Raw genomic sequence first — 21074 nt, 5'->3', positions numbered from 1 at the left:
ATCGGCGGGTGAGCCCGCGGTCGGCCTGTGGTCACGAGATCGGGTATGCACCCGAGCGGTGGGTCGTGACCGCCAGGGCGCACGCGGGGCCGATGGTGCAGCCGTACTCGATGACAGGCGAACGCGCGGAACAACGATCGTCGGCATCGACAATATCGAATGGCGCGTTTGGACCGTGTCCTTCGGACCGGGCGGACATATCGGTCCCGGGGAGGATGTCCGAGCCGACCTGTCCCCGAGGGTGCTGGCGGTTTTCGGGCGCATCCTTCGGTGCCTGAAGGTGCCTGCCTCCGGGTCGGTGTCGGTGTCGGGCACCGTTGCCGGCGGAGGGGGTTACGGCACCCGCACCCTCACCTGGGACGGGTGCGGCTTCGGTCCTGTGTCGCGGCGCGGGCGGGGTCGATCGCCGGCGCCTGTTGACCGCGTGCATGGAGGGGTGAGGTTCCCCCCGGAAAGTGGACACCGACTTGGCGGGACACCGGTCCCGCTGGAAGGATGTCCGTATGCCCCCTCGCAAGCGTCGGTCGTTCACGACCGAGTACAAGGTCGAGGCTGCCCACCGGGTGATCGACTCCGGTCGCACCATCGCAGAGGTCGCCCGAGAACTCGGCCTCAACGAGAGTCTGTTGGGTGAATGGGTCAAACTTGAGCGGCGCAGAATCGCCGCCGCAGAGTCCCACGGAGAGAAGCCTTTGGACGCGGCCGAACACGCCGAGCTACTCCGATTGCGAAGGCAGGTAAGCGAACTCGAGAAGGACAACGCTTTCCTGGTAAAAGCTTCGGCGTACTTTGCCGCGATGCAGAAGAACCGACCCGGTTCGATCTGATGGCCAAGTACGCCGGCCCCGACAACATCGAAGAGACCGCCGGCACCGCCGCGCCGGAAGGTGAACGGTTCTCGATCCTGCGGATGGCGAGACTGCTGGAGGTGTCCACATCGGGCTACTACCAGTACGTCAAGCGCAGAGTCGCCACGGTGTTGACGCCGAGGCAACAGCGTCGCGCCGACCTCGAAGTCAAGATCGTCGAGATCCACCGGGAATCGAAGGGTACCTACGGGTCGCCGCGGGTCACGGCCGAGTTGCGGGCGCGTGGTGAGGTGGTGAACGCCAAGACCGTGGCCAAGATCATGGCCTCGCTCGGTGTGGAGGGCATCAGCCCGCGCACGTTCAAGGTCAAGACCACGGTGGTCGATCCGCAGGCGTCGTTCCCGCCGGATCTGATCGAGCGGCACTTCGATCGGGGCCGGCTCGATGCGGTCTGGTTTACCGACATCACCTACCTCACGTGCGGTGAGGGGGACATGTTCTTGTGTGCGATCCGGGACGGTCATTCACGGAAGGTGTTGGGATACAGCATTGCTAATCACATCAGCGCCGAGATGGTCACCACCGCCATCGATCGAGCCGTGGCCACGCGCGGTGGGCGGTGTCGCGAGACGATCCTGCATTCGGACCGGGGTGGGGAATACACTGCCCACCTGACCGCGGCGTCGTGTGTGCAGCACGGGTTGCGTCGGTCGATGGGTGCGACCGGGATTTGTTGGGACAACAGTCCATCCGAATCGTTTTGGTCGATCTTCAAGCATGAAGAATACTATCGGCACGTCTATGCAACGAAGGCTGATCTCGTTGCTGGCGTTGACAACTGGATTGTCTTCTACAACACTGTTCGACGGAACTCTACGGTGGGGATGCACAGTCCCGACAGCTACGAGAAGTTGCTTCAGGTGGGAGTCGCCTGAGGCACGCAACCCCCTTGTCCACCGTTCGGGGGGAACCTCAGGGACTCGATGCTGGTGTCGGGCACGGATGCTCGGACCTGGCGCAGCGCAAGCAGGAGCCGATGGGTCGATGGTGCGCCGAGGAACAGGTAGAACACCGTATCGAAAAGGGATCCCCCTTCCCGCATGCCGGCGAAGACGCCCACCACGGAGTCGACGAGGGGCGCCCAGTGCAGCGCCGCCCGACGCCACCGGTATCCGGGCCCCGGGCGCATCCGTCGCCCGTGGTGGCCGCTGCCGTGTGGGGGTCTGGCTGCTCGCCGGGGTGGCGTCGGCGGGTAGCGCGACGGCATGGTGGTGATCCGTTCTCGACGAGTCCGATCCAGCGTGCAGGGCCTGCCGATTCGGGCGTGCGCGGGCTCGGGTCCGATCGGCCGCTGGGGATGTCGTTGGTCGGGACTGCCGCACCGGGACGAGGTGGGTATCCGTGGGTGCGCGCGGCCTGCCGTGAGGTCTGCCGACGATGCCGACGGGGCCGGAGTTGGGGTCCGGCCGAGACGAACGCTGTCCACGGACACGTCAGATTCCCTTCGCGCTTCGGTCGATACGGTGCCGGCCTGCCCGACGTGTGTCGATTGCTGTGGGGGACTCGCCGAGCGGAAACGGTGAATCCACCGGAGACGTCGCCACCAGCACGTTCCTCCTTCCCCGCCGAAGATCCGACGGGGTGTCTGTGCCCCGAGGTCACAATCAGGTGTGCGCCAGGTAACAAAATTGCCTCGCGTGCAAGTTGTACTCCCCACCCGGGGCCGACACCAGTGCCGCGGCGTCCCGATTTCCTGGTGTGGGCCGGTGACCGTGATGCCCTGGGTGTCGGTGCACGATCGTCCGGTGTGACCCTCCGGCATCGTGCGGTTGAAGCCGAAAGTCATGCGACTGAGGTGTTCCTGTCGTGTGATCGGTGGCGCGCGGAGGGTAGCTGTGCCGCACACAGGGAACAGCGAGACTGGTTTGTTATCCGAGCCATATCTCGCTGTTATCTCCTCGAACAGTGCCCGGCCACCGACGTGGATCGGATGTTCGGAGACGCGCCGAGCCGCCGCGTGTCCTCGGCAGGCGACTGCCCTTCGGGTTTGCCGGTGGATATCTCGATCCCCCGGATGCACGGCATCAGCGCCGTCCGCCATGCAGTTTCCGGTTCGTGACTCGCGGGAGACAGGTACCTCTATGGGTATTTCGGCGGTGGCGGCGGGTACTACCGGGGAGACACCCTCGATGTGCCGCATTCACTGCCCGAAGGACCGCGATGCACGACCATCAGCATCTCCCGGCGACGTCCGCACCGCCGGAGACGACATTCTCGGTGTGGCGCTGCTACGAATGTATGACGCTGTTCTCGCCCTTGCCGCTGACCTGTCGGGCATGTGGTTGTACCGAGTTGTTGTCGGTTGCGGCGAGTGGATTCGGAACCGTCGTCTCGTGGACGGCGGTGGAGGGAGAACATCGTCGGTCGAGTGACGAGGATGTGCCTGCGTTCGTCGCGATCGTCGAACTCGACGCGGGACCGTGGTTGTATGCCTTTATTGCGGGCGAAGCGCCGATGCGTCACAGCCGGGTGGTTGTGCAGCGGACGGAACGCAAGCAGAGGCTTCCGGTATTCGCCATCGAGGTGAGCGAAGGCATGGACCGGGCGGGCAGCGATGGCAACGAGGCTTCGGCCGTGCGGTGGGCCCACGCCGCCTGATCGCACAACGGCATGTACCTCAATCGATCCCATGCCCGGAATGGAGACGACCAGACTGAGCACGTCCTCGATCGTGAACGGTGATGAGAATTCCATCCAGCCGCGGGACGACCCGAGACAGACGGTCGGCAGGCTGAGTATGCGATCCCGCAGAAACAGTCGATTCCGTCAACGGCTCATCGGATCCTGCCCCGAGCAGAGGGGGCGACGCGAGTAACGAAAGACGCCGCTGTACCCCTTGTTGTCTGATTCGAATCTGGATCTCGAACGGCGCCAGTTCACAACGTGTTTCCGACTCGACACGAAACAGATCACTGCCTCAGAAGGAGCCGCCACCACAAGCCAACACACAATTCCGCTTATATCGACAGCCTGGACGATTTCGGAGACACGCTCGCGCAACAGTTCTATTCATCTGTGTCCGTGTTCATCTCATCGGTCGGTGACCGGCCTCGCGCCCTCGAACTCAGAATTCTGATCCGTGACGCAGCGCCCTGTCGTCGCACCCTTTCCGGTGCAGTCCTATCCGCTCCATCGACCCAGCCCGGCCATAACTAACAAGAAGGACCATCTCCCACCATGAAGATCCGTAAACTTGCCGCTATCGCGGCCCTCACCATCGGCGCCGTCGGGGTTGCCGCCGGGACTGCTCAGGCCGCTCCCCTCGTAACTGACGTCCCAGCGAATGTTCAGTCCACCGGGCAGGGTGTCGACTGGACCGTCACTCGGGACGGGAATCGCGTCATCGTCCGTACCGCGTCGGGATCACTTGCCCTGGAGAACAACCGTCTCGTGGTTCGCAACGACCAAGGCGTGGTGGTCGAGTCGATACCGTTGTCCCTCGCGGTAGACGGTGTCGCCCACCCGGTCGATGCACACCTCGCGGGCAATACCGCGATCCTGGCAACGAACACCACCCCCGCGGCCGCCACGGCCGTCGATCACACCCTTCCCCTCCACGACGCCGACCTGCCGGCGGCGGTCGGTGCCGTCCAACCTCCCATCTCGCTGACCTCCGCGATCGGAGGCTTCCTGGGAGCCGCCACCGGGTTGGTCGGCGGTTGTGTGCTCGGTGCGATAGCAGGTGGCGTGGTCTCCGCGCCGGCCGCGATGCTCTTCGGCGCCGGCCCCATCGCGGGATGTGTCGGGGGCGCGCTGCTACTGGGGTCCGGTGCCGGACTGGCGGGAACCGCGCTCGGCGGCCTCGGAGCCGCCGTCACCAATGTCCCCCAATTCATGCAAGTCCTCAACCAGCCGCCCGCACCGAAGAAGTAGCACAGTGCGAACCGGCTGTTCTTCGTCCACTCGGTGTCGGGTTTGAGATTCCGCCGTGGGCGGATTGCGTCGCTGGGTGTCGCTTCCGACGGTGACCTCCTGGCGTGGACGCTTGGCCGAGCGGGGTATGTTGCCGGCCGGACGAACCGTGTCCGGCCGGCCCCGCATCCTCGATCATGGTGATCAGCACGGTGATCTTTGGATCGGCCGCCGAGGAAACTCGGTGTCACGCATTGGGGCTCACGCTATGTGGGTGTGTATCGGGGGTTCAGCGTCGCGGTGGTGGTCAGGCTTGGCGCGAGTACGGGGTCCCACCCTGGGGTGTGCAGAGGCGTTCGAGTACCGCCGCCGATTCGGAACTGGTGGCAAAGGCGACCGACGTGGTCGGGCGCTATCTGAACGCGCCGGAGAAGCGATCGTGCTCTCGATCGTCTGCGGGTCCGTCCGCCTGCGGGGCGAAGTCGCAGATCGTGTGCGACGAATGCTGGGGATTGTCGCCGCGCAGGTCCCGGCGCCGTCATTTCTCCTGCGAACCGCCCCGGGTGTTGTCTATCGACCGTCGGTGTCAGCTCGACACCCGGGGCACGACGATTGCACGATGTCGGTCGGCTCGGGGCGTTCGCGGAGTCGTCGGGGCCGATGGTCAGTGTCGTACCGAACAGGACGGCGCACGTCCCGAGCAGCCACACGATTCCCATGATGCCCTCGCCCGGTGCGAGCGGCAGAACACCGAGCAGGACCAGTAGGAGGTACGCCGCGACCTGCCATCCCGGCCGGCCGCCCAATGTGGTCTCGAGCGTGACTGCGCCGACCGCGCCGACCATCCCGGCGAGGATCGTGGAGGTCGCGAGCACGTAGGCACCGCGAGGGCCGTGGTATCGGGCCACGGCAGCGTCACCGTATCGGCGGCGGCGTGATGCCCGTGGCCACTCGGCATGTCCCCACGCGGCGCGGCCTCGCACGGCCCCCAGAATGAAGGTCAGCCCTTCCCGGATCGAGTAGATGGCGAACACCATCGCCAGAGCCTGCACTGTGATGCCCGGCCAGCCCACCGCGACGACGCCGAACAGCACCGCGAGGACGCCGCGCGCGAACAGCATCGGCCGCAGCGTCCCGACGGACCGGGGATGGTGGTGGGGTTCCGCGTAACCACAGGGTGGCCTCCTGAGGTGTGACGAGTCGCCGAGCCGTCGACGCGGAACGTCATGGATGTCGCGTGATGATCCAGGATCTCGGTCATGGAGATCGGTGATGATGCGGGAGAGAACGACCGAAGGTCGGCGGACCTTCCGCGGTGAGGTAACGGGGGTCTACGCTCCGCGCGCGGCATCGTGGTGGTCACACGCCACACCTCGGGTGAGCGCCTCGGGATTTGTCATCGGCGACTCGGCCGATCGACCCCCTAGCCGCGGACGGTCGGGAGACGGTGGTCCTCACAGCGATGGGCGTGGGCGGGAGATCGCGGCGTCGATCACTGCCGACATGTCGTGCTCCAACCTCTCGTCGCCGGTGCCGGTCGCCTGGGCGGCCTCGATCAGATCGTCGGTGAGGCTGTCGAACAGCAGGGCCGCCTGGGGGCAGGACCGGTGGTCGCCGGGGGCCTCGAAGGCACCGAACACCTCGGCCGCGTCGCGGAAGCGGTCGAATCCCTCGAGCATCGTTCGCGTATCCCCGGCGTGCGTAATCGCCGCGACGGCGATGGCCCCGCCGCTGAGGGTGTGTGTGACAGGGAGGGGTGGCGGCGGGTCGCTGCCCATCGGGCTCGTGTGCCGCGGCTGTTGGTGCATCGTGATCAGCTCCGAATCAGACTGTCTGACAGACGAGTTTCGTTCGCGGCCCGGCTGGATGGATCGCATCGGTACTGCCCGGTCGTGGTGTGCCGGTAGCTGGCGCCGTCCTTGCGGACGGTGTGGCCGCAGTAGCGGCATTCGCCGCCGTGGGGGCCGAATCGGATGGTCTCGACGGTGGGATAGGTGTTGGCGGTCATGGTCTCGTTCTTCGGTGTGCTCTGTGGTCCGGTGTGATGGGAAGTTGGCGGGTCCGCGGGCGGGGTGGGCTTCGTGGAGCCGACCGGTTGGCTGTGCAGGGTGTGTTCATGCGCGCCCGACGGTGGTGGGGCGGCACACGTGCGTGGCCGGCATGCTCCGAGGGTGTTTGTGCTTGGGCGGAATGACGCCGCCGGCCGGGCCTCGTCGTCGACGCGTGGGGAACGGGACGCCGGGTCCCGCCGCCGATCTGCCGCGGTGCGTGGTCATGCGTACTCGGCGACGGGCGCGGTGGAGCCGAGACGGGCAGTCCGGTCCAGCGCTTGCCAGGCGATCTCGTAGCGCTTGACGGTCATCTCGTCGGCGTCCGCGAGCAGGGCGTCGAGCAGTGAATGCGGATTGTTCTTCCAGCGGTGCGCGGCGTTCGCGACGGTGTGGTTGGTGAACAGGCCCGACTGGGCCAGTGCGCGAATCCATTCGTCGAACACTCCGTGATGGATCCGCTCGACGGCGTCGTGGTCGTATCCCTCCGCGACGAAATCACGAGAGAACGCGGCGGTGATGTAGTCATCGCAGGTCATCGGTTCTGCCTTCATCGGTGCGGGCACCTTCCCTGAGCTCGATGCGAGGAATCCGGTCCGAATCCTGACGGCGGGCGGCGATGGTGGTGTCCGGGCAACGGGGTGTGGTGGTGTGTGGCAGGTCACATCTTGCCCCGCTGCAGGGCGTGGTGGATCGGCCGGATGACCGGGAGGCATACCTGTTTTTGGTCTAGTTCCCCAGGGTTGCTGCGCACCGCCGTAAAAGGAAATGCGGTGCCCGGCTCCTCAGCCCAGGCGTGTGCTCCATCGCGACTGTCGTCGACACCGGCTCGGTTCGGTGCCGCCGAGGCTCCTCGACGCCTCCTGCTTCACGGCAGGCCCCTCATGGGCAGCCTCCGGGCGACGAATTGTCGGAAGTAGTCGACTTTCGGGGTGGTTACCAGGACGGGGAGCAGCAGATCCCACGCCGTCGCGGTCCGCGTCGGCAGGGTGGCGGGGGTGTCGGTGGCCGTGGCCAGGAGGCGTGCGCCGGCGAAGAGTTCCACCAGGAGCCGGCCGACAGCGTCCGGATCGGTGTCCTCGCGCAGGTCGCCCTCGTCGATTGCTCGGCGGGCGAGGAGTTGGTAGGTGGTTATCCAGGTGGCGAAGGTGTCCGTCTCCGGACTGCGGTAGTCGCCCATTTCGGTGATGAGGCGGAATGTCGCGCCCATCACCGGGTCGTGGAGGGCGGCGTCGACCGTGATGAAGGAGATGCCGATCATGGCCTCGAATGCGGGCGTGGGTGAGGCGAGATACGGGGTGCACACGGCGGTGAACCGCCTCGTGCCTTCATCGATGACGGCGCGGGCGAGTTCTTCCTTGGAGGCGTAGTGAAAGTACAGGGCCCCCTTGGTGACCCGGGCCTGGGTGAGGACCTCGCTCAGCTTCGTCTCTGCGTAGCCGCGGCGGGTGAATACCTCGGCCGCGGCATCCAGCAGTGCGCGACGAGTGACTTCCGCCCGCTTCTGGGTGGCCATTCACCTGCCCTTCGAGTACCGAGATCATCTGGCCGGACGGCTGTCGTGAACGGTCGTGAACGGGGTGGACCGCCGCACTGCACATGCATACCCGATGTGGAGGTTCGCCGCATGATGTTCGGCGTGCCCCCTGAGGCTGTCGGGTCTCGCAGAAGATGACGTGCCGCCCCGATTCCGGTCTTGGTCGACACGGACTGGAGTGGCTGTTCTGTGGGAATCGCCTCGAGGGAGACCCGGCAGTGCAGCGCCTGGGCCCCTGACTCGCTCGGAAAGCGACCGGGCTGGATGTCCCGTGTGGTCGGATGTCCGGGAGGGAGGTGAGGATGATGGAACGTCCGAACCTGGTGGGCCGACACGGCGAGATCGATATGAACTTCTGGTCGCAACGAATCTGTTGCAGGAGAACGCCTTCGAGATCCTGGAATCGATCTCTCGGTCACGGGACCGGGACGAGGCCGCGGCCCGCCTGCGGGAGCGCTACTCGCTCTCGCCGGAGCAAGCCGAGTTGATCCTGATGACGCCCTATGGATCTATGACACAGGGGGACCGGGCTCGGACGAGGGAGGAACTCGACGTGTTGCGGAGGGACCTGGACGCCGAGTAGATGCTGGTCCTCCTGCCCAGCTTGTCGACCCGGTCGTCCTCGTCCCTCTCCGTCCGGCCCCATTGCTGCCATCATCGCGACGAAGCTGTAGAGGGTGATCTTGCCGCCTCCGATCTTGTCGGCGAGGCGTCCGCTGAGTGAGCGGGACAGTGATCCGAGGAGCGGTCCGATGAAGGCGATCTGGGCGGCGTGCAGGGCGGCGGTGGCCTGCATGGCGGGGGTCGCCGGGGCGCCGTTGGTCAGTCCGGCGAGGAAGTTGAGTTGCAGGATCTGGCCGAAGGCGAAGCTGAATCCGATGAAGGATCCGATGAAGGATCCGAATGTGCCGATGTAGAGGAACGAGATGATCCAGGAGTCGCGGAACTTGAGCACCTCGAGCAACGATCGTGCGCCGGTCTTCTGGTCGGTGAGGTTGTCCATGTGCAGGGCCGCGATGACGGCGGCGATGCCGATGAGCACCAGGTACACCGCGCAGACGATCTGTGGGCTGCGGTTGCCGCAGGTGGCGATGACGAGCAACCCGATCAGCTGGATGGCGGGGACGCCGATGCTCCCGCCGCCGGCGTTCAATCCCAGGGCCCAGCCGTTGAGTCGTTGCGGGTAGAACGCGTTGATGTTGGTCATCGAGGAGGCGAAGCTCCCGCCGCCGAGTCCGGTGAACGCTCAGGATTGCTCGACCACGGATTGCGGCGGCCAGCGGTCTTCGCCACTCGCAGCAACCCACCTGGTGCCTCGACTGCTCGACACCATCGTGCGCGCCGGTGGCCTCGAAGCGGCGGAGCCGTCCACCAAGGTCCGGGAGGTCCGGGAGGTCCGGGAGGCGTACAACGTGAGCCCAGGCGCGCCCCCGTCGAGTCTGGATCTCGACGGCGGGAAGCCGCACGCGCCCGTGAACAGGGAATCGTTGACATAAAATAGTGATGCAGACCATACTCTCCGGGCGTTATTCGGTCAGATGCTCGTATAGCGCACGTCGGAGTGGGAGGGGTGCTGTCGGCTCGTGTGATCGTCGGGAGCCCCTTGCCGACCATGGAAAGGCGATCAAAGGAATGACTGCGTCGTACATCTCTCGGGGCAGTGATCCGCCGTCCGCGCCGATCCTCTTGCATAGCGGAGACGTCGAGGAGGCGACCGCAGGTGTGGGGCAGGTGTTTCATCCTCACGAGCTCACACGGGTTGCGGCGGTGTCCCGGTTCGAAGCAGATCTGAAAGCGGTGGTGACCGGTCCGATGGTGGCGGGCCAGCTCCGGTACAACAGCAACAGCGACCTCTTGTGTCCCTCCATCGAGGGCTACCACGTGAACATCCCGTTGTCGGGTCGGCTGCTGTCGGAGTCGAACGGTGAACAGACCATTGTCGAAGAGAACAGTGCGGTGGTCTATCAGACCGGTACTGATGCCCGGATCCTGACGCCGCCGAACAGTCGGCTGAACATGTTCGCGATGAAGCTCGACCGTGCGGCCGTGCACGCCGCGCTGCAGGATCTGCTGGGTCGGCCGGTCACCGAGCCGGTCCGGATCCATGGCGGTCTCGACCTGGCCGGCATTGATGGAAATGCCTGGCGCACACTTGTTCTGAACACATATCAGAGCCAGATCGCCGGGTCGATGATGGCGAACCCGATGATGGCCCAGCCGTTGACGTACTCGATCGTCGTAGGCCTGCTGTCTTTGACCGACCATCAGTATTCGGTCGATCTGGCGTCCCCTGCGGCGTTGACCGCGCCGGCCACCATTCGTCACGCCGTCGAGTACATCAACGCCCATGCCGCCCTGCCGCTGACACCAGCCGACATCGCCCGCGAGGTGGGATTGAGCGTGCGTGCTCTCCATCGCGGATTCCGCGAGTTCATGGATGCGAGTCCGATGGAGTATCTCCGCGGCGTTCGAATGAAACGGGCGCACGAGGACCTGGCCAGTGCGCAGCACGACACCGAGACGGTCGCCGGCATCGCGGCACGGTGGGGGTTCTTTCACTACGGCCGGTTCTCGCGCGAGTACCGGCAGATGTACGGAGTCAGCCCTTCCCAGACCTTGCGGTACGGCTGACAGTGGGGTGCCCGGCAGCCCACGCGACGGGGATCGGGGCGGCATCGAGATGTGGCGCTCAGTGGATAGTGGCGTGCGCTCTGGGGATAGAGCCGCCCGTTCGGGGTGCCTAGATTCGTTGGTAAGGGCAGCGGGAGACCGGCCCGACCAGCACCCCGAACGGCGCTGACCGACCGATCACCTCACGCCTCACCGATCCAACGTGGCAAGAGATGATCGACATGTACACCACAACGACCCCGTCTACCAGCTCCCGGACTCGCGTGGTCTTCGGCGAACGCGAGGCACGCACCCCCTTCCGGAGTAACCCCCTTCTGACACTCGATGATCGAGTGGCCCTCGGGTCGTGCAGGGGCAGGCTCGTTGCCTCTCATGACCCGGCGACGGGTACGGAGCAGGTGGTCTTGATGCTCGGAGAGACCGTCGGCGCGCACGACGTTCCGGTGCACATCGTTGACGAGGAAGCGCTGATCATCGAGGGTAGCCGTAGCGCCAGCGCCCACACCCCTCAGCTGTTGATCGGCGACCCCATACTCGGGATATCCGGTGACCCTGCGTCGCGGCAAGGGGAGGTCAGCCGCCAGATCTGTGAAGGCGGACCCATCCGCACCTTGCTCGCGCTGTCCGGTGCTCAATCAGTTGAAGTCGACTGGTCCCCGGCGTCAGTCGCCGCGTGAGCTGGCCGATCCACGAAGGCGAGCACGGTCAGCTACCGCCGGTCGAGCGTGGGTGCGTGACAACCCACGCGGGGTGTCCTGCGGGGCACTTCCGCTGACGGAAGTCGAACGCACTTGACCCTGCCCCGACGGTCCGTTGTCCACCAGGCAGCGCAACGGCGGGGCGCTGGCCTGCGTTGATGTGCGCGACTTCAGCGGGGTGAGCATGCCACCGGGACCCCATTGGCTCGTGCGTAGGTCGCTGTCGCTACGTGGATAGTCCGCGGCACTGTGTGGATAGATATGGCGTAGGTAACTTCGTAACTTCGTAAGTGAGGCCGAACACAGCTGATATCGGCAGGGTCGGCCTCGACCCTGAACTGAAAGTCGCTCTCTTAGACGATTTTCCCGCTTCCCAAGCCATGGAGGCTGTTATGTCCACCGTCGCATCCGATTCGACGCCAGTTCTGCATCTGATCGTGGATGAGGTCCGCCGCGAATGTGACGACGTGCTCACGTTGAGTTTGATCGATAGCGCCGGGGAGGACCTTCCCGTCTGGGAAGCAGGCGCGCACATAGACATTCACCTACCCGGCGGCTTGATCAGGCAGTATTCGCTGCACAGCGACCCCGGTGACCGATCTCGATACGAGGTCGCGGTTCTGCGCGATCCGAACAGCCGGGGTGGATCGCAATACATTCACGACGAGGTCACGAAGGGCGAAACGCTCACCACGTCGCATCCGCGGAACAATTTTCCGCTCAAGCCTGCCGACGAGTATCTGTTCGTCGCCGGTGGTATCGGGATCACGCCGATGCTTCCGATGATCCGCGCCGCCGAGTCCCAACAGCGCCCGCATCGGCTGATCTACGCCGGCCGTTCCCGCACGAAGATGGCATTCGTCGAGCAACTGGGTGACCAGGGCAATGTTGAGTTCTGCGTGTCCGACGAAGGCACCCGGATGAACGTCGACGACCTCCTCGAGTCGAATCTCGGTCCTGGGGTGCACATCTACAGTTGTGGACCGCAGCGCCTCCTCGAGGCACTCACGTCCCGCACCGGCGAGCTCCGCCTGTCGAAACAGTTGCATGTCGAACACTTCTCCGGCACCGCCGTCGAGCTCGACCCCAATGCTGAGGTGGCCTTCGAGGTCGAACTGTCGAGGTCGGGCAAGACGCTGACCGTCGCACCCGACCAGACCATCCTCGACGCCGTCCTCGCCTGCGGCATCAAGGCGTCGAACAGTTGCGCCGAAGGCGTCTGCGGTTCCTGCGAGACCACGGTCCTCGAGGGTGAAGTCGACCATCGCGATCAGATCCTCGACGAGGACGAGCAGGCCGAAAACGACGTGATGATGATCTGCTGCTCACGCGCCCGCTCCGCACGGCTCGTTCTCGATCTCTGACAAGGCACGACCGATTCCTCACATTCGCTGGCTCGTCGCAGCCCGGCGTGTCACCGCACCCGTCCATTCATAGGAGAATCGACATGACTGAAACCACCTCCGCGCCGCACGGTTCGGCAACCTCGCCCGGCAAGTGCCCGGTGAGCCGGTTCGCGGCGGAGTTCAATCCGTTCGACGAGCAGTACCTGCAGGACCCGTACGCCGTCTTCACTCAGGCGCGCAACGAGGAGCCGGTCTTCTACAGTCCCGAGATCGGGTACTGGGTGGTGAGCAAATACGAGGATGTGGTCGCCATCTTCAAGGACACCGAGTCCTACAGTGCCACCGCTGCCGGTGAGCTGATCAAACCGCCCTGCCCGGCCGCGATGGAGAAACTCGCCGCCGTCGACTTCGTGCCCTCGACGATGCTCGTCGACGAGGACGCACCGCTGCACACCAAGCGGCGCCGTGTGCTGCGCAAGGGTGTCACCGACGACAGGGTCGCCGAAATCGAACCGACCACCCGCCGTTTCGTCAAGGACTGCCTCGACGCGATCGTCAAGACCGGCAACGCCGACATCGTCGCCAACATGACATTCCAGGTGCCCGCTCTGACTGCCTTCGTGCTGATGGGTGTTCCCGAGGCCGAGGTCGAACGTGCCCGCGGCTACGCGTCCCGCTTCGCGCTGTGGATCTGGGGCCGCCCGACCGACGAGCAGCAGGTGGAGTTGGCGGGCGAGTTCGCCGCCTACCTCGAGTACGCCCGTGAACACGTCGAGCGGCTGATCGAGAATCCCGGCGACGACTACATGAGCAACGCGATCAAGGCGTGGCAGAAGGCCGGCAACGACGACGTGTGGGACAAGACCTACCTCGCCTCGATCATGCAGAGCCACCTCTACGCCTCCCACGAGACCACCACGAACGCAACGGCGAACGGTTTCAAGGTGTTGCTCGAGAACCGTGATCAGTGGGAACTGCTCTGCAACGACCCCTCCCTCATCCCGAACGCGGTCGAGGAGATCCTGCGCTTCGCGTCCTCGGTGCCGGCCTGGCGGCGAGTGACCACCCGCCCGGTGACGATCGGCGGCTTCGACATCGCCGCCGGTGAACGCATCCTCGTGCTCACCGGATCGGCCAACCACGACGACGCCATGTTCGACGACGGCGACCGCTTCGACGTCACCCGCGAGAACGCCGACGAGCACCTCGCGTTCGGATGGGGTATCCACCACTGCCTGGGGCAGGCCCTGGCCCGGATGGAGATGCGCGTGATGCTCGAGGAGACCACCAAGCGGCTCCCGCACCTGAACCTGGTGGAAGGGCAGGAGTGGACGTACTCGCCGAACACCTCCTTCCGAGGACCCGAGCACGTGCTGGTCCAGTGGGACCCCGCCCAGAACCCGGTGCCCGGGGATCGACCGTGACCGAACAGGATCTGTCCCCCGCACCTCCGGCCGTGCGGAAGTTCAGCGACCGCGAATTGCGCAGCGCGTTCGGCAGGTTCGTCAGCGGCCCCCTACTACCTCCCCGGACAGAAGACACTGCCCTCGCACACTGCGCTTCCCATGCGTGAGGACGAGCGAGGTACGACACCGGTCTTCACCGGACAGGCGCTCGGGCTCGAGGGTGAACCGGTTCCGTTCGCGCGACTTGACCTGTGGCACGCCGACACCGACGGCTACTGCTCGGGATTCGCACCCGGCATCCCCGACGGCAAACCTCCGGGGCGTCGCCGTCACCGATGAGCACGGCAAATTCGAGATCACCACAATCTTGCCCGCTCCCTATCAGATCCCCACCGATGGTGTTGTCGGCGCCTTGATCAGATCTGCCGAGTGGAGCCCCTGGAGGCCGGCTCGCCTACACCTGATTGTCAGCAAACTCGGCTATTTCCCGCTGACCACCCAGTTGTACTTCCGCGACGGGCAGTGGCTCGACAACGACATCGCGCAGGCAACCAAACCCGAGCTGATCCTCGACGTTCAACCCAACCAGGATGGGGTGCTAAAGACGCACTACGACGTCACCCTCGACCCCGTCCAACCCTGACCAATGTTCTCCAGAAAGGGAACACCATGCACACACTCATGGTCCTCTATGGCCCACCCACCGACCCCGAGGCCTTCCGCACGTACTACCGGGACACCCACCTGCCGATCGCACGCAAGCTCCCGGGCGTCCGCGCGATCCGCCACACGGTAGACGTCGCGGCAGCCGAAGGGGACTCACCGTTCGCCGCGATCTTCGAGGCGGACTTCGATTCAGCAGAGGAGATGGGCGCGGCTCTCGCGTCCACCGAGGGAGCGGCCGCTCAGGCCGATGTACCCAACTTCGCTACCGGGGGAGTGCAGATCCTGCACTTCGCACAGAACGTCACGTAACCGCCCGGCCACATTCTCCACACGGGGGTTCTCCGCCATCTATTGTTGGCGGAGGACCCCTTCCGCTTATCGTCGCGTTTCGAACGTGCCGTCGGGGAACCGCAGAGGCAGGTTCGGTGCGCCGCTCGACCGGCAGCAATCACCACTGGCGAACCGAGCGACATACCACTGGCCATTCACCTGATGGTCTCGCCAGGTGACTGAGTAGCCCACCTTCGCCTGGTTGCCGTGGGCGTCCAGCGACACTGCACAATCGGGTGAACCCGTCACGCGGAACATGTAGCTGAAGGTCAGCGCGGGGGAGCGGGCGGACGAGATTACCGGCGTGAGAGAGCGGGGTCCGAATGAGCGAGATCGGCAGTGTGGGTGAGCGACAACTCCAACAACGGCATGGCACGGCGGAATGCGCCGCGAAATTCTACGTGGATCAGGTTCTCGACCATCTCAATCCGGCCATGATCGAGTTCGTCGGTCGTCAGGAGATGACTTTCGTTGCCACCGCTGACGCGTCCGGCGAATGCGACAACAGCCGGAGTTCCGGAGTTCCGGGGTTCATTCACGTAATCGACTCGACGACGCTCGCCTACCCCGAGTACCGGGGCAACGGGGTGATGGCCAGCCTCGGTAACATCCTCGAGAACCCGCATGTCGGAATCTTTCTCGTGGACTTCGTACGTGTCCTGATCGGCCTGCACGTCAACGGCTCAGCGCGGATCGTGGAGGACACGGACCTGCGTTCCGAGATCGTCGGACTCCCCGTCGGCGGGTCGAACGGGCGCACACCGGAGCGCTGGGTGGTCGTCGATGTCGAGGAAGCTTACATCCACTGCCGCAGGCATATTCCGCGAATGGCGCGCGTTCCGCGTCAGCGGGATTGGGGAACGGACGACGTGAAACGCAAGGGCGGCGACTACTTCGATGCGAAAGGCACGATGCCGCTCGACGCTCAGCCTGTCGGCGACGAACTCATGCAGCCGATCAGGCCGGACCTCTCGTCGGCGCCCGGTCCGCGCGCCGACACGGGCCGGACGATGTACCGGACACACCGGCCGAGTTGACATAGAGAGCCAGCACAGCCGCCGACCGGCGGTCTGGGCGGGGTGTCAGAGTCGACTGCACCACGACGCCGTGGCTGGCGTGCATCTCTGTCCGGGTGAAATGACACTGTGCGACCACGCTTGCGCGCTGGTGCGGGATGTGGTTCGACGGGGGTATGTACGTCGTGCTCGTAGTGATTCCTCGGTACGGTGCAGCAGGATCTTCCGCACTCAAACCGGGCGAGGGTGCTGCGCGACCCCGCGGGTACGGGAGCAGGGGTGTCGGGGGTGAGAAGGCGACGGCGAGCGTGAGGGCAGAACAGCTCCACCCGCGCACGAGCGCGCGGTCTCAGCGGTGAGATCCGCGCCCGTGGGGACCTCAAAAGGTTGTGGCGCCATCGGCCTCAGTACAGCGGGTCATGGCGGATGTTGCCGGCATCGACCCCGGCGGCCATCAATCGATACTTGGTTGTGCGGACCATCGATGGTGATCCCACAACTTCGATGTCGTGATCGGTCCAGTCCGCGTATTCGGCGACTACACGGCTGATCTGGCCGGTGAGTGGATCCTGCACCCTGCCCGAGGTGTGCGACGTTCTGGGGACCCACCACGGATCGTCGCTGTGCTCGGTTACCGGGATGACGGTCAGCCGCGGATGCGTCTGCGTCAATGCCCACAGCATGTCGAGGTCGTAGAGGTCACAGGGGTAGGTGCCGCTGACAAACAGATGCGTCCGAGGGGTGGTGCCGCCGCGCTGCGTGGTATCCATCAACTGCGCTCGCAGAGGAGCGATTCCGGTTCCTTCGCCGATCATCAGCCGGCTTCTGCGAGGATCTCGCCACATGCCGAGAGAACCGAGTGGTGATCCGATCAGCCAGGTGTCGCCGATCTGTGACTCTCCTACGATCGCGGGACTCACCCAGCCACCGGAGACTCGTCGGACATGGAACTCGACGATCCGGTCCGGTGTGGGTGGCGTTGCCAACGACAGGTAGCGCCACATCCTGGGTCGGCAGGGTACCTGCACGCTGACATACTGTCCCGGTTCATACGTCATCGTGTGGTCGAGTTCCAGGCGCACGATCGCGAGGTCGTCGAGTACTCGGCGGTGCTCGATCACCGTGCCCACACGTGTCGGGGGTCCCTCGTCGGAGTTGGCGGCCTCGGTCATGATCGAGGCGATCAGTGCGATCGTCAGACGCCACGCGTGATCGGTCTCGTCGGTCCAGAGTTCAGGTCCGGCGAGGTTGGCCAGCGCGGCGAGGAGTGCGTCGCCGACGGCGGTGTAGTGATCCTCTGTGACTCCGTATTTGCGGTGATCTCGTCCGAGTTGGGCTAGCAGTGGGAGTACGGATTCCGGTGTCTCGAGTTGGTCGATGACGTAGCTGATCGCCCGCATCAGCCGATCGCGTTGGATGTCCATGGCTGCCGGGAAGTGCTGGCGGGTATCGGGATGGGTGGCAAACAGAATGGCGTAGAAGAAACGTGCGAACGTGTCCTCGCCCTCAGGGATCGCTCCGATAGATTTGAAGCTTGATCGGACCAGTGAAATCGTCAGAGGATCCACGACAATCGGTGCCCTTTGTCTTCGTTGAGAATGTGCGTGATGTCGATCCCACTTCTCCCGGATGAAGCCGCGCCGATCGTGGTGACGGGAGCGGTGTGCCGGGGTTGAGCGAGGCCGATGATGCGCAAGCGCTGAAACAGCGTTACGCCGATCGGGCCGAGGGAACCACGGCGGCGGAAACTAGTGCACCGGGCCTTGCGGCCGAGATGTTGAGTCCGTGGTAGCTGACGGCACGATGCGGGGGCGCGAGGTACTCAGCCCTGGAGCCGCGGCGCTGTCTGGTCCTGTCTGCCGGCAGACGGCGCCGGTGACGGCGATCGGCACTGAGGGCATCGTCAATCTCATCTCATCGATAGGGCCAGATGGATCCTGTCGGGTTCAGTTTCGCGGACCTAGCCGACCTCCAACCGAGTGCTGCTCTCGGATTACACACCTGGTGAGGCATTCGTGAGCCCGCGGTGGTGTTTTACGCTCGAATGCGAAACAAATAAGCAGGATTCCACTACCAAATGACGGTGATCGGCTGCTCGGGTATGCGGCAGGCCGCGGCCCGCCGCACGTGTCACGGCGCTGCATGAGGGCGAATCAGGCACCTGACATAAACTCCAATTTGCAGGGAAGCACGGCATTCTTCGGTGGCTAATGACGGATGGGCAAGCGCGAATGTGCTCCCCACCTGCGGATAAGGTGGTTTCGGCGCCGAGTGAGGCGCGCGCCAAAGATCTTTCATGTCGCAAAAGCCGACAGAAATCAGTAATTGACGAGTGAACAATCAATGCCTACGGTAATTCCGGATGTGAGCGGTATCACTCGGCAATGTCGTGGCGTGTTGTACGCCAGCGCCGAAGCTCCTCCAATTGAGTGAAATATGCATCTGCACAGTCCCTTTGAGGCAGATTGACCGAACAGGAGTCGAACCGATGACCGACAAGCTGAAGTTTTTCTCGCAGGAGTGGTGCGAACTGGCGCTCGAGGCTGTCAATGCGAACGCCGAGGTGTACAAGGGATTCAAGGACCCCGATTCGTTCACCAACCGCATGGAGTTCGGCACCATCGGTAAGGACGATGTGGCCTGTCATATCGAGTGGGAGAAGGCCAAGATCATCTCCTGGACGATCCGCAAGTTCGACGAGAGCGACCTGTGGTTGAAGATCAACGGGACCCTCGAGACGTGGCAGCGCGCGGCCGAGGGTGACGCCGAGGGCGGGAAACTGCTGCTGGCCGGAAAGGTCAAATTCGCCAAGGGCCCGATGTCGGCAGCCATCGAGAACGCCGGAGCCTTCAACAATTTCCTGCTGTCGTGGGGACAGGTGCCCACGGACTGGGACGTGTGACCCACTAACCAACGGCCCGTGTGGGACTTGCGTGTTCTCCACGCGAGTCCCGCGCAGGGGCCGATATGACATATCGCTGACCCCTGCTGTGAAAGGCCATGATCGATGACTACTGTTGAATCCGAGGCATACCCGGTCTCTCTCTACGACGGGGACGACGCGAACGGCGTCGCCAGCATCGTCGGTATGCTGATTGGGCAGAACGTCGAGAACTTCCCGTCCCGAGTCAAGTTCGCACGCAAGATCTCCCGGCCGGTGTCGATCTACAGCACCGACACCGACAGTGCCTGCACGATCGTGTTCGGCACCGACGAGGCAATTGTCTACAACGACATCGTGGGTCGGCCGAGCGTCACCATCAGTGCCAGCGTGGATCAGATCCTCGACGTGTCACAGTTGCCGATGAAGGCCGGCGGTTTGATTCCGGTGGGATTTTTCACCAACCGGGGGATGACGGTGCTCGGCGGAATCCTCACGCACAAGCTCGTGGTGAAGGGTCTTCTCACACACACGCTGACGGCATTGCGCACCATTGCGCTGGTCTCGGTGGTCGAGTCATGACGGCGATTTCGGGCCGGAGCCGGCACACCCTCGATACCGAGGCCACCGTGCCGATCGGATATGCCGAGGAGACCCCACCGGGTGGCTTCGTCGATCCGCCGCGGCGCGCCTCGACCACAACGAATGTGGCGCGGGTGCTCCTGGTTCTCGCGCTGATTCCGGTGGGTGCGTTGTACCTGTATCCGCGGATCTACGACTTGACGGCCACGCCCTATCGGCTCGATCAAGCGGTGGTGTCCGCCGGTAACTACAACCCGGCCCTGGATCAGATTGTCGAGCACGAGAAGGTCACGCTGGCTGCGTTCGATGCGCTCGAGAAGATGAAGGCATCCCTGGCGAGTGTCCTGAGCACCGATGCGGCCGTGACGGCGGAACTGAACACCCTCACCGGGCAGATCACCGGCGACGTGCAGAAGACCCTCGACCTCGCCGGTGCGAACGTGACCGATCTCGTCGCCTCGCTGGATACGTTGACCGCGCACATCAGCTCACTGCAGGCGCCGGTCGACGGCGCCACTGCGGCTGTCGCCCGTGACCGCGCCACCTTGGACGCCATCCTCACCGACGCACGTTCAACGGCCGAGAAGGTCCACAGGACCCGCCTGTCGGCGGAAGAATCCGCCAACGACCTGTCTGGAAAGTAGGAGAAGTACCTTGATTTTCTTCGGACGCCGCGGCGGGCCGGCCCGGATGGTGCTGTCGATCGTCGCGGTGGGTGTTCTCGGCCTGCTCGCCTTCGTCGTGTTCAACCTGAACACCCGACTCGACAACCAGCAACGCGCCAACGAAACGAGCATCACCGCCTCCCAAGGCATCGTCGACGTCAACGACCGACTGACCAAGCAACTTGCACAATTGACCGAACTGACCCACACCGCGCAGACCGCACTCGATGCGACCGCCGCGCTCGGGCCGCTGCTGACCAAACTCGATGAGGCGATCGCCCCGGCAGCGCAGATGCTTGCCAGCAGCACCGACGGGGCGCAGTTGACGAACGATCAGCTGACCAACATCCAGGGCATCCTCGGGGAAGTTCAGAACACCGTGCTTCCGCTCGTGGACTCGGCGCAGGCGTTCGGTGACCAGGGCCGCCAATTGTTGGCCATCGTTCAGGGACTCGTCAGCGACCTGCAGGGTTCGGTGGCGGCCGCGCAGACCATCAACCAGATGCTTCCGCTCCCGGGCTGAGCCCTACCTTCTCTCCTCCAACCG

At 64.5% G+C, this 21074-nt stretch carries 21 protein-coding genes and 2 pseudogenes; 16 read left to right on the top strand and 7 right to left on the bottom strand.

Going from position 1 to position 21074, the window contains the following annotated elements; all coding sequences use genetic code 11:
* Positions 1-503 precede the first annotated feature (503 nt).
* The 4 genes from CJ179_RS00570 (at position 504) to CJ179_RS00550 (ending at position 4742) form a co-directional block, all read left to right on the top strand.
* On the top strand, positions 504-827 hold the full coding sequence (locus CJ179_RS00570; RefSeq protein WP_072951788.1) for a transposase: 324 nt from the start codon (positions 504-506) through the stop codon (positions 825-827).
* Complete coding sequence (locus tag CJ179_RS00565; RefSeq protein WP_095860366.1) at positions 827-1744, top strand: IS3 family transposase; 918 nt, start codon at positions 827-829, stop codon at positions 1742-1744. Before CJ179_RS00570 ends, CJ179_RS00565 begins: the two co-directional genes overlap by 1 nt.
* A 1285-nt stretch (positions 1745-3029) precedes the next feature.
* Complete coding sequence (locus CJ179_RS00555; protein ID WP_095860365.1) at positions 3030-3467, top strand: Zn-ribbon domain-containing OB-fold protein; 438 nt, start codon at positions 3030-3032, stop codon at positions 3465-3467.
* Between the two features lie 579 nt (positions 3468-4046).
* Positions 4047-4742 carry a hypothetical protein gene (locus CJ179_RS00550; RefSeq protein ID WP_095860364.1) on the top strand — a complete coding sequence of 232 codons (696 nt, stop codon included), beginning with the start codon at positions 4047-4049 and terminating at the stop codon, positions 4740-4742.
* A gap of 245 nt (positions 4743-4987) precedes the next feature.
* Here CJ179_RS00550 and CJ179_RS53930 read toward each other — a convergent pair whose 3' ends face one another.
* From CJ179_RS53930 to CJ179_RS00515, 6 genes and pseudogenes are all read right to left on the bottom strand, one after another.
* Positions 4988-5842 (bottom strand): DUF308 domain-containing protein, encoded by an 855-nt coding sequence (locus CJ179_RS53930; protein WP_095860363.1) that lies wholly within the window; start codon positions 5840-5842, stop codon positions 4988-4990.
* A gap of 333 nt (positions 5843-6175) precedes the next feature.
* On the bottom strand, positions 6176-6529 hold the full coding sequence (locus CJ179_RS52495) for a hypothetical protein (RefSeq protein WP_257015209.1): 354 nt from the start codon (positions 6527-6529) through the stop codon (positions 6176-6178).
* A gap of 5 nt (positions 6530-6534) precedes the next feature.
* Complete coding sequence (locus tag CJ179_RS00535) at positions 6535-6729, bottom strand: hypothetical protein (protein ID WP_095860362.1); 195 nt, start codon at positions 6727-6729, stop codon at positions 6535-6537.
* Positions 6730-6993: 264 nt separating this feature from the next.
* The gene (locus tag CJ179_RS00530; protein WP_095860361.1) at positions 6994-7323 is read right to left on the bottom strand and encodes a hypothetical protein; all 330 of its coding nucleotides are present in this window, start codon (positions 7321-7323) and stop codon (positions 6994-6996) included.
* A 314-nt stretch (positions 7324-7637) separates the two neighbouring features.
* Complete coding sequence (locus CJ179_RS00520) at positions 7638-8285, bottom strand: ScbR family autoregulator-binding transcription factor (RefSeq protein ID WP_095860360.1); 648 nt, start codon at positions 8283-8285, stop codon at positions 7638-7640.
* Between the two features lie 661 nt (positions 8286-8946).
* Positions 8947-9552 (bottom strand): annotated as a pseudogene (locus tag CJ179_RS00515) (MFS transporter); the annotation flags it as partial.
* Here CJ179_RS00515 and CJ179_RS00510 point away from each other — a divergent pair.
* The 8 genes and pseudogenes from CJ179_RS00510 (at position 9503) to CJ179_RS00470 (ending at position 16420) form a co-directional block, all read left to right on the top strand.
* The gene (locus tag CJ179_RS00510; protein WP_143548856.1) at positions 9503-9802 is read left to right on the top strand and encodes a hypothetical protein; all 300 of its coding nucleotides are present in this window, start codon (positions 9503-9505) and stop codon (positions 9800-9802) included. The pseudogene CJ179_RS00515 and the gene CJ179_RS00510 sit on opposite strands and share 50 nt — an antisense overlap.
* A gap of 136 nt (positions 9803-9938) precedes the next feature.
* Complete coding sequence (locus CJ179_RS00505) at positions 9939-10937, top strand: AraC family transcriptional regulator (RefSeq protein ID WP_095860358.1); 999 nt, start codon at positions 9939-9941, stop codon at positions 10935-10937.
* 407 nt (positions 10938-11344) lie between these two features.
* A complete protein-coding gene (locus tag CJ179_RS00500) occupies positions 11345-11614 on the top strand; it encodes a hypothetical protein (RefSeq protein WP_257015208.1) in 270 nt (89 codons plus the stop codon).
* Positions 11615-12027: 413 nt separating this feature from the next.
* Positions 12028-12999 carry a PDR/VanB family oxidoreductase gene (locus tag CJ179_RS00495; protein ID WP_095860357.1) on the top strand — a complete coding sequence of 324 codons (972 nt, stop codon included), beginning with the start codon at positions 12028-12030 and terminating at the stop codon, positions 12997-12999.
* Between the two features lie 83 nt (positions 13000-13082).
* Positions 13083-14405 carry a cytochrome P450 gene (locus CJ179_RS00490; protein WP_095860356.1) on the top strand — a complete coding sequence of 441 codons (1323 nt, stop codon included), beginning with the start codon at positions 13083-13085 and terminating at the stop codon, positions 14403-14405.
* A gap of 141 nt (positions 14406-14546) precedes the next feature.
* Positions 14547-15030: pseudogene (locus CJ179_RS00485) on the top strand (hypothetical protein).
* Positions 15031-15056: 26 nt separating this feature from the next.
* Positions 15057-15362 carry an EthD family reductase gene (locus CJ179_RS00480; protein ID WP_095860355.1) on the top strand — a complete coding sequence of 102 codons (306 nt, stop codon included), beginning with the start codon at positions 15057-15059 and terminating at the stop codon, positions 15360-15362.
* A 344-nt stretch (positions 15363-15706) separates the two neighbouring features.
* Entirely contained in the window at positions 15707-16420 is a 714-nt protein-coding gene (locus CJ179_RS00470; RefSeq protein ID WP_095860353.1) for a pyridoxamine 5'-phosphate oxidase family protein, read from the top strand.
* A 383-nt stretch (positions 16421-16803) separates the two neighbouring features.
* On the opposite strand, the gene CJ179_RS00465 is transcribed toward CJ179_RS00470, so the two are convergent.
* Entirely contained in the window at positions 16804-17967 is a 1164-nt protein-coding gene (locus CJ179_RS00465) for a globin domain-containing protein (protein WP_095860352.1), read from the bottom strand.
* A gap of 920 nt (positions 17968-18887) precedes the next feature.
* Here CJ179_RS00465 and CJ179_RS00460 point away from each other — a divergent pair.
* The 4 genes from CJ179_RS00460 (at position 18888) to CJ179_RS00445 (ending at position 21050) form a co-directional block, all read left to right on the top strand.
* Entirely contained in the window at positions 18888-19301 is a 414-nt protein-coding gene (locus CJ179_RS00460; protein WP_095860351.1) for a hypothetical protein, read from the top strand.
* 105 nt (positions 19302-19406) lie between these two features.
* Positions 19407-19862 (top strand): hypothetical protein, encoded by a 456-nt coding sequence (locus CJ179_RS00455; RefSeq protein WP_095860350.1) that lies wholly within the window; start codon positions 19407-19409, stop codon positions 19860-19862.
* Positions 19859-20506: a hypothetical protein gene (locus CJ179_RS00450; RefSeq protein WP_095860349.1), complete on the top strand. Its 648-nt coding sequence runs from the start codon at positions 19859-19861 to the stop codon at positions 20504-20506. The genes CJ179_RS00455 and CJ179_RS00450 overlap by 4 nt, the downstream gene beginning before the upstream one ends.
* Before the next feature lie 10 nt (positions 20507-20516).
* Positions 20517-21050 carry a hypothetical protein gene (locus CJ179_RS00445; protein WP_095860348.1) on the top strand — a complete coding sequence of 178 codons (534 nt, stop codon included), beginning with the start codon at positions 20517-20519 and terminating at the stop codon, positions 21048-21050.
* Positions 21051-21074: the final 24 nt, after the last annotated feature.

This window comes from Rhodococcus sp. ACS1 (assembly GCF_002300155.1).
Classification (GTDB): Bacteria; Actinomycetota; Actinomycetes; order Mycobacteriales; family Mycobacteriaceae; genus Rhodococcus_F; species Rhodococcus_F koreensis.
The sequence above is the reverse complement of the archived record's forward strand: the minus strand, read 5'-3'. Positions and strand labels throughout refer to the sequence as shown.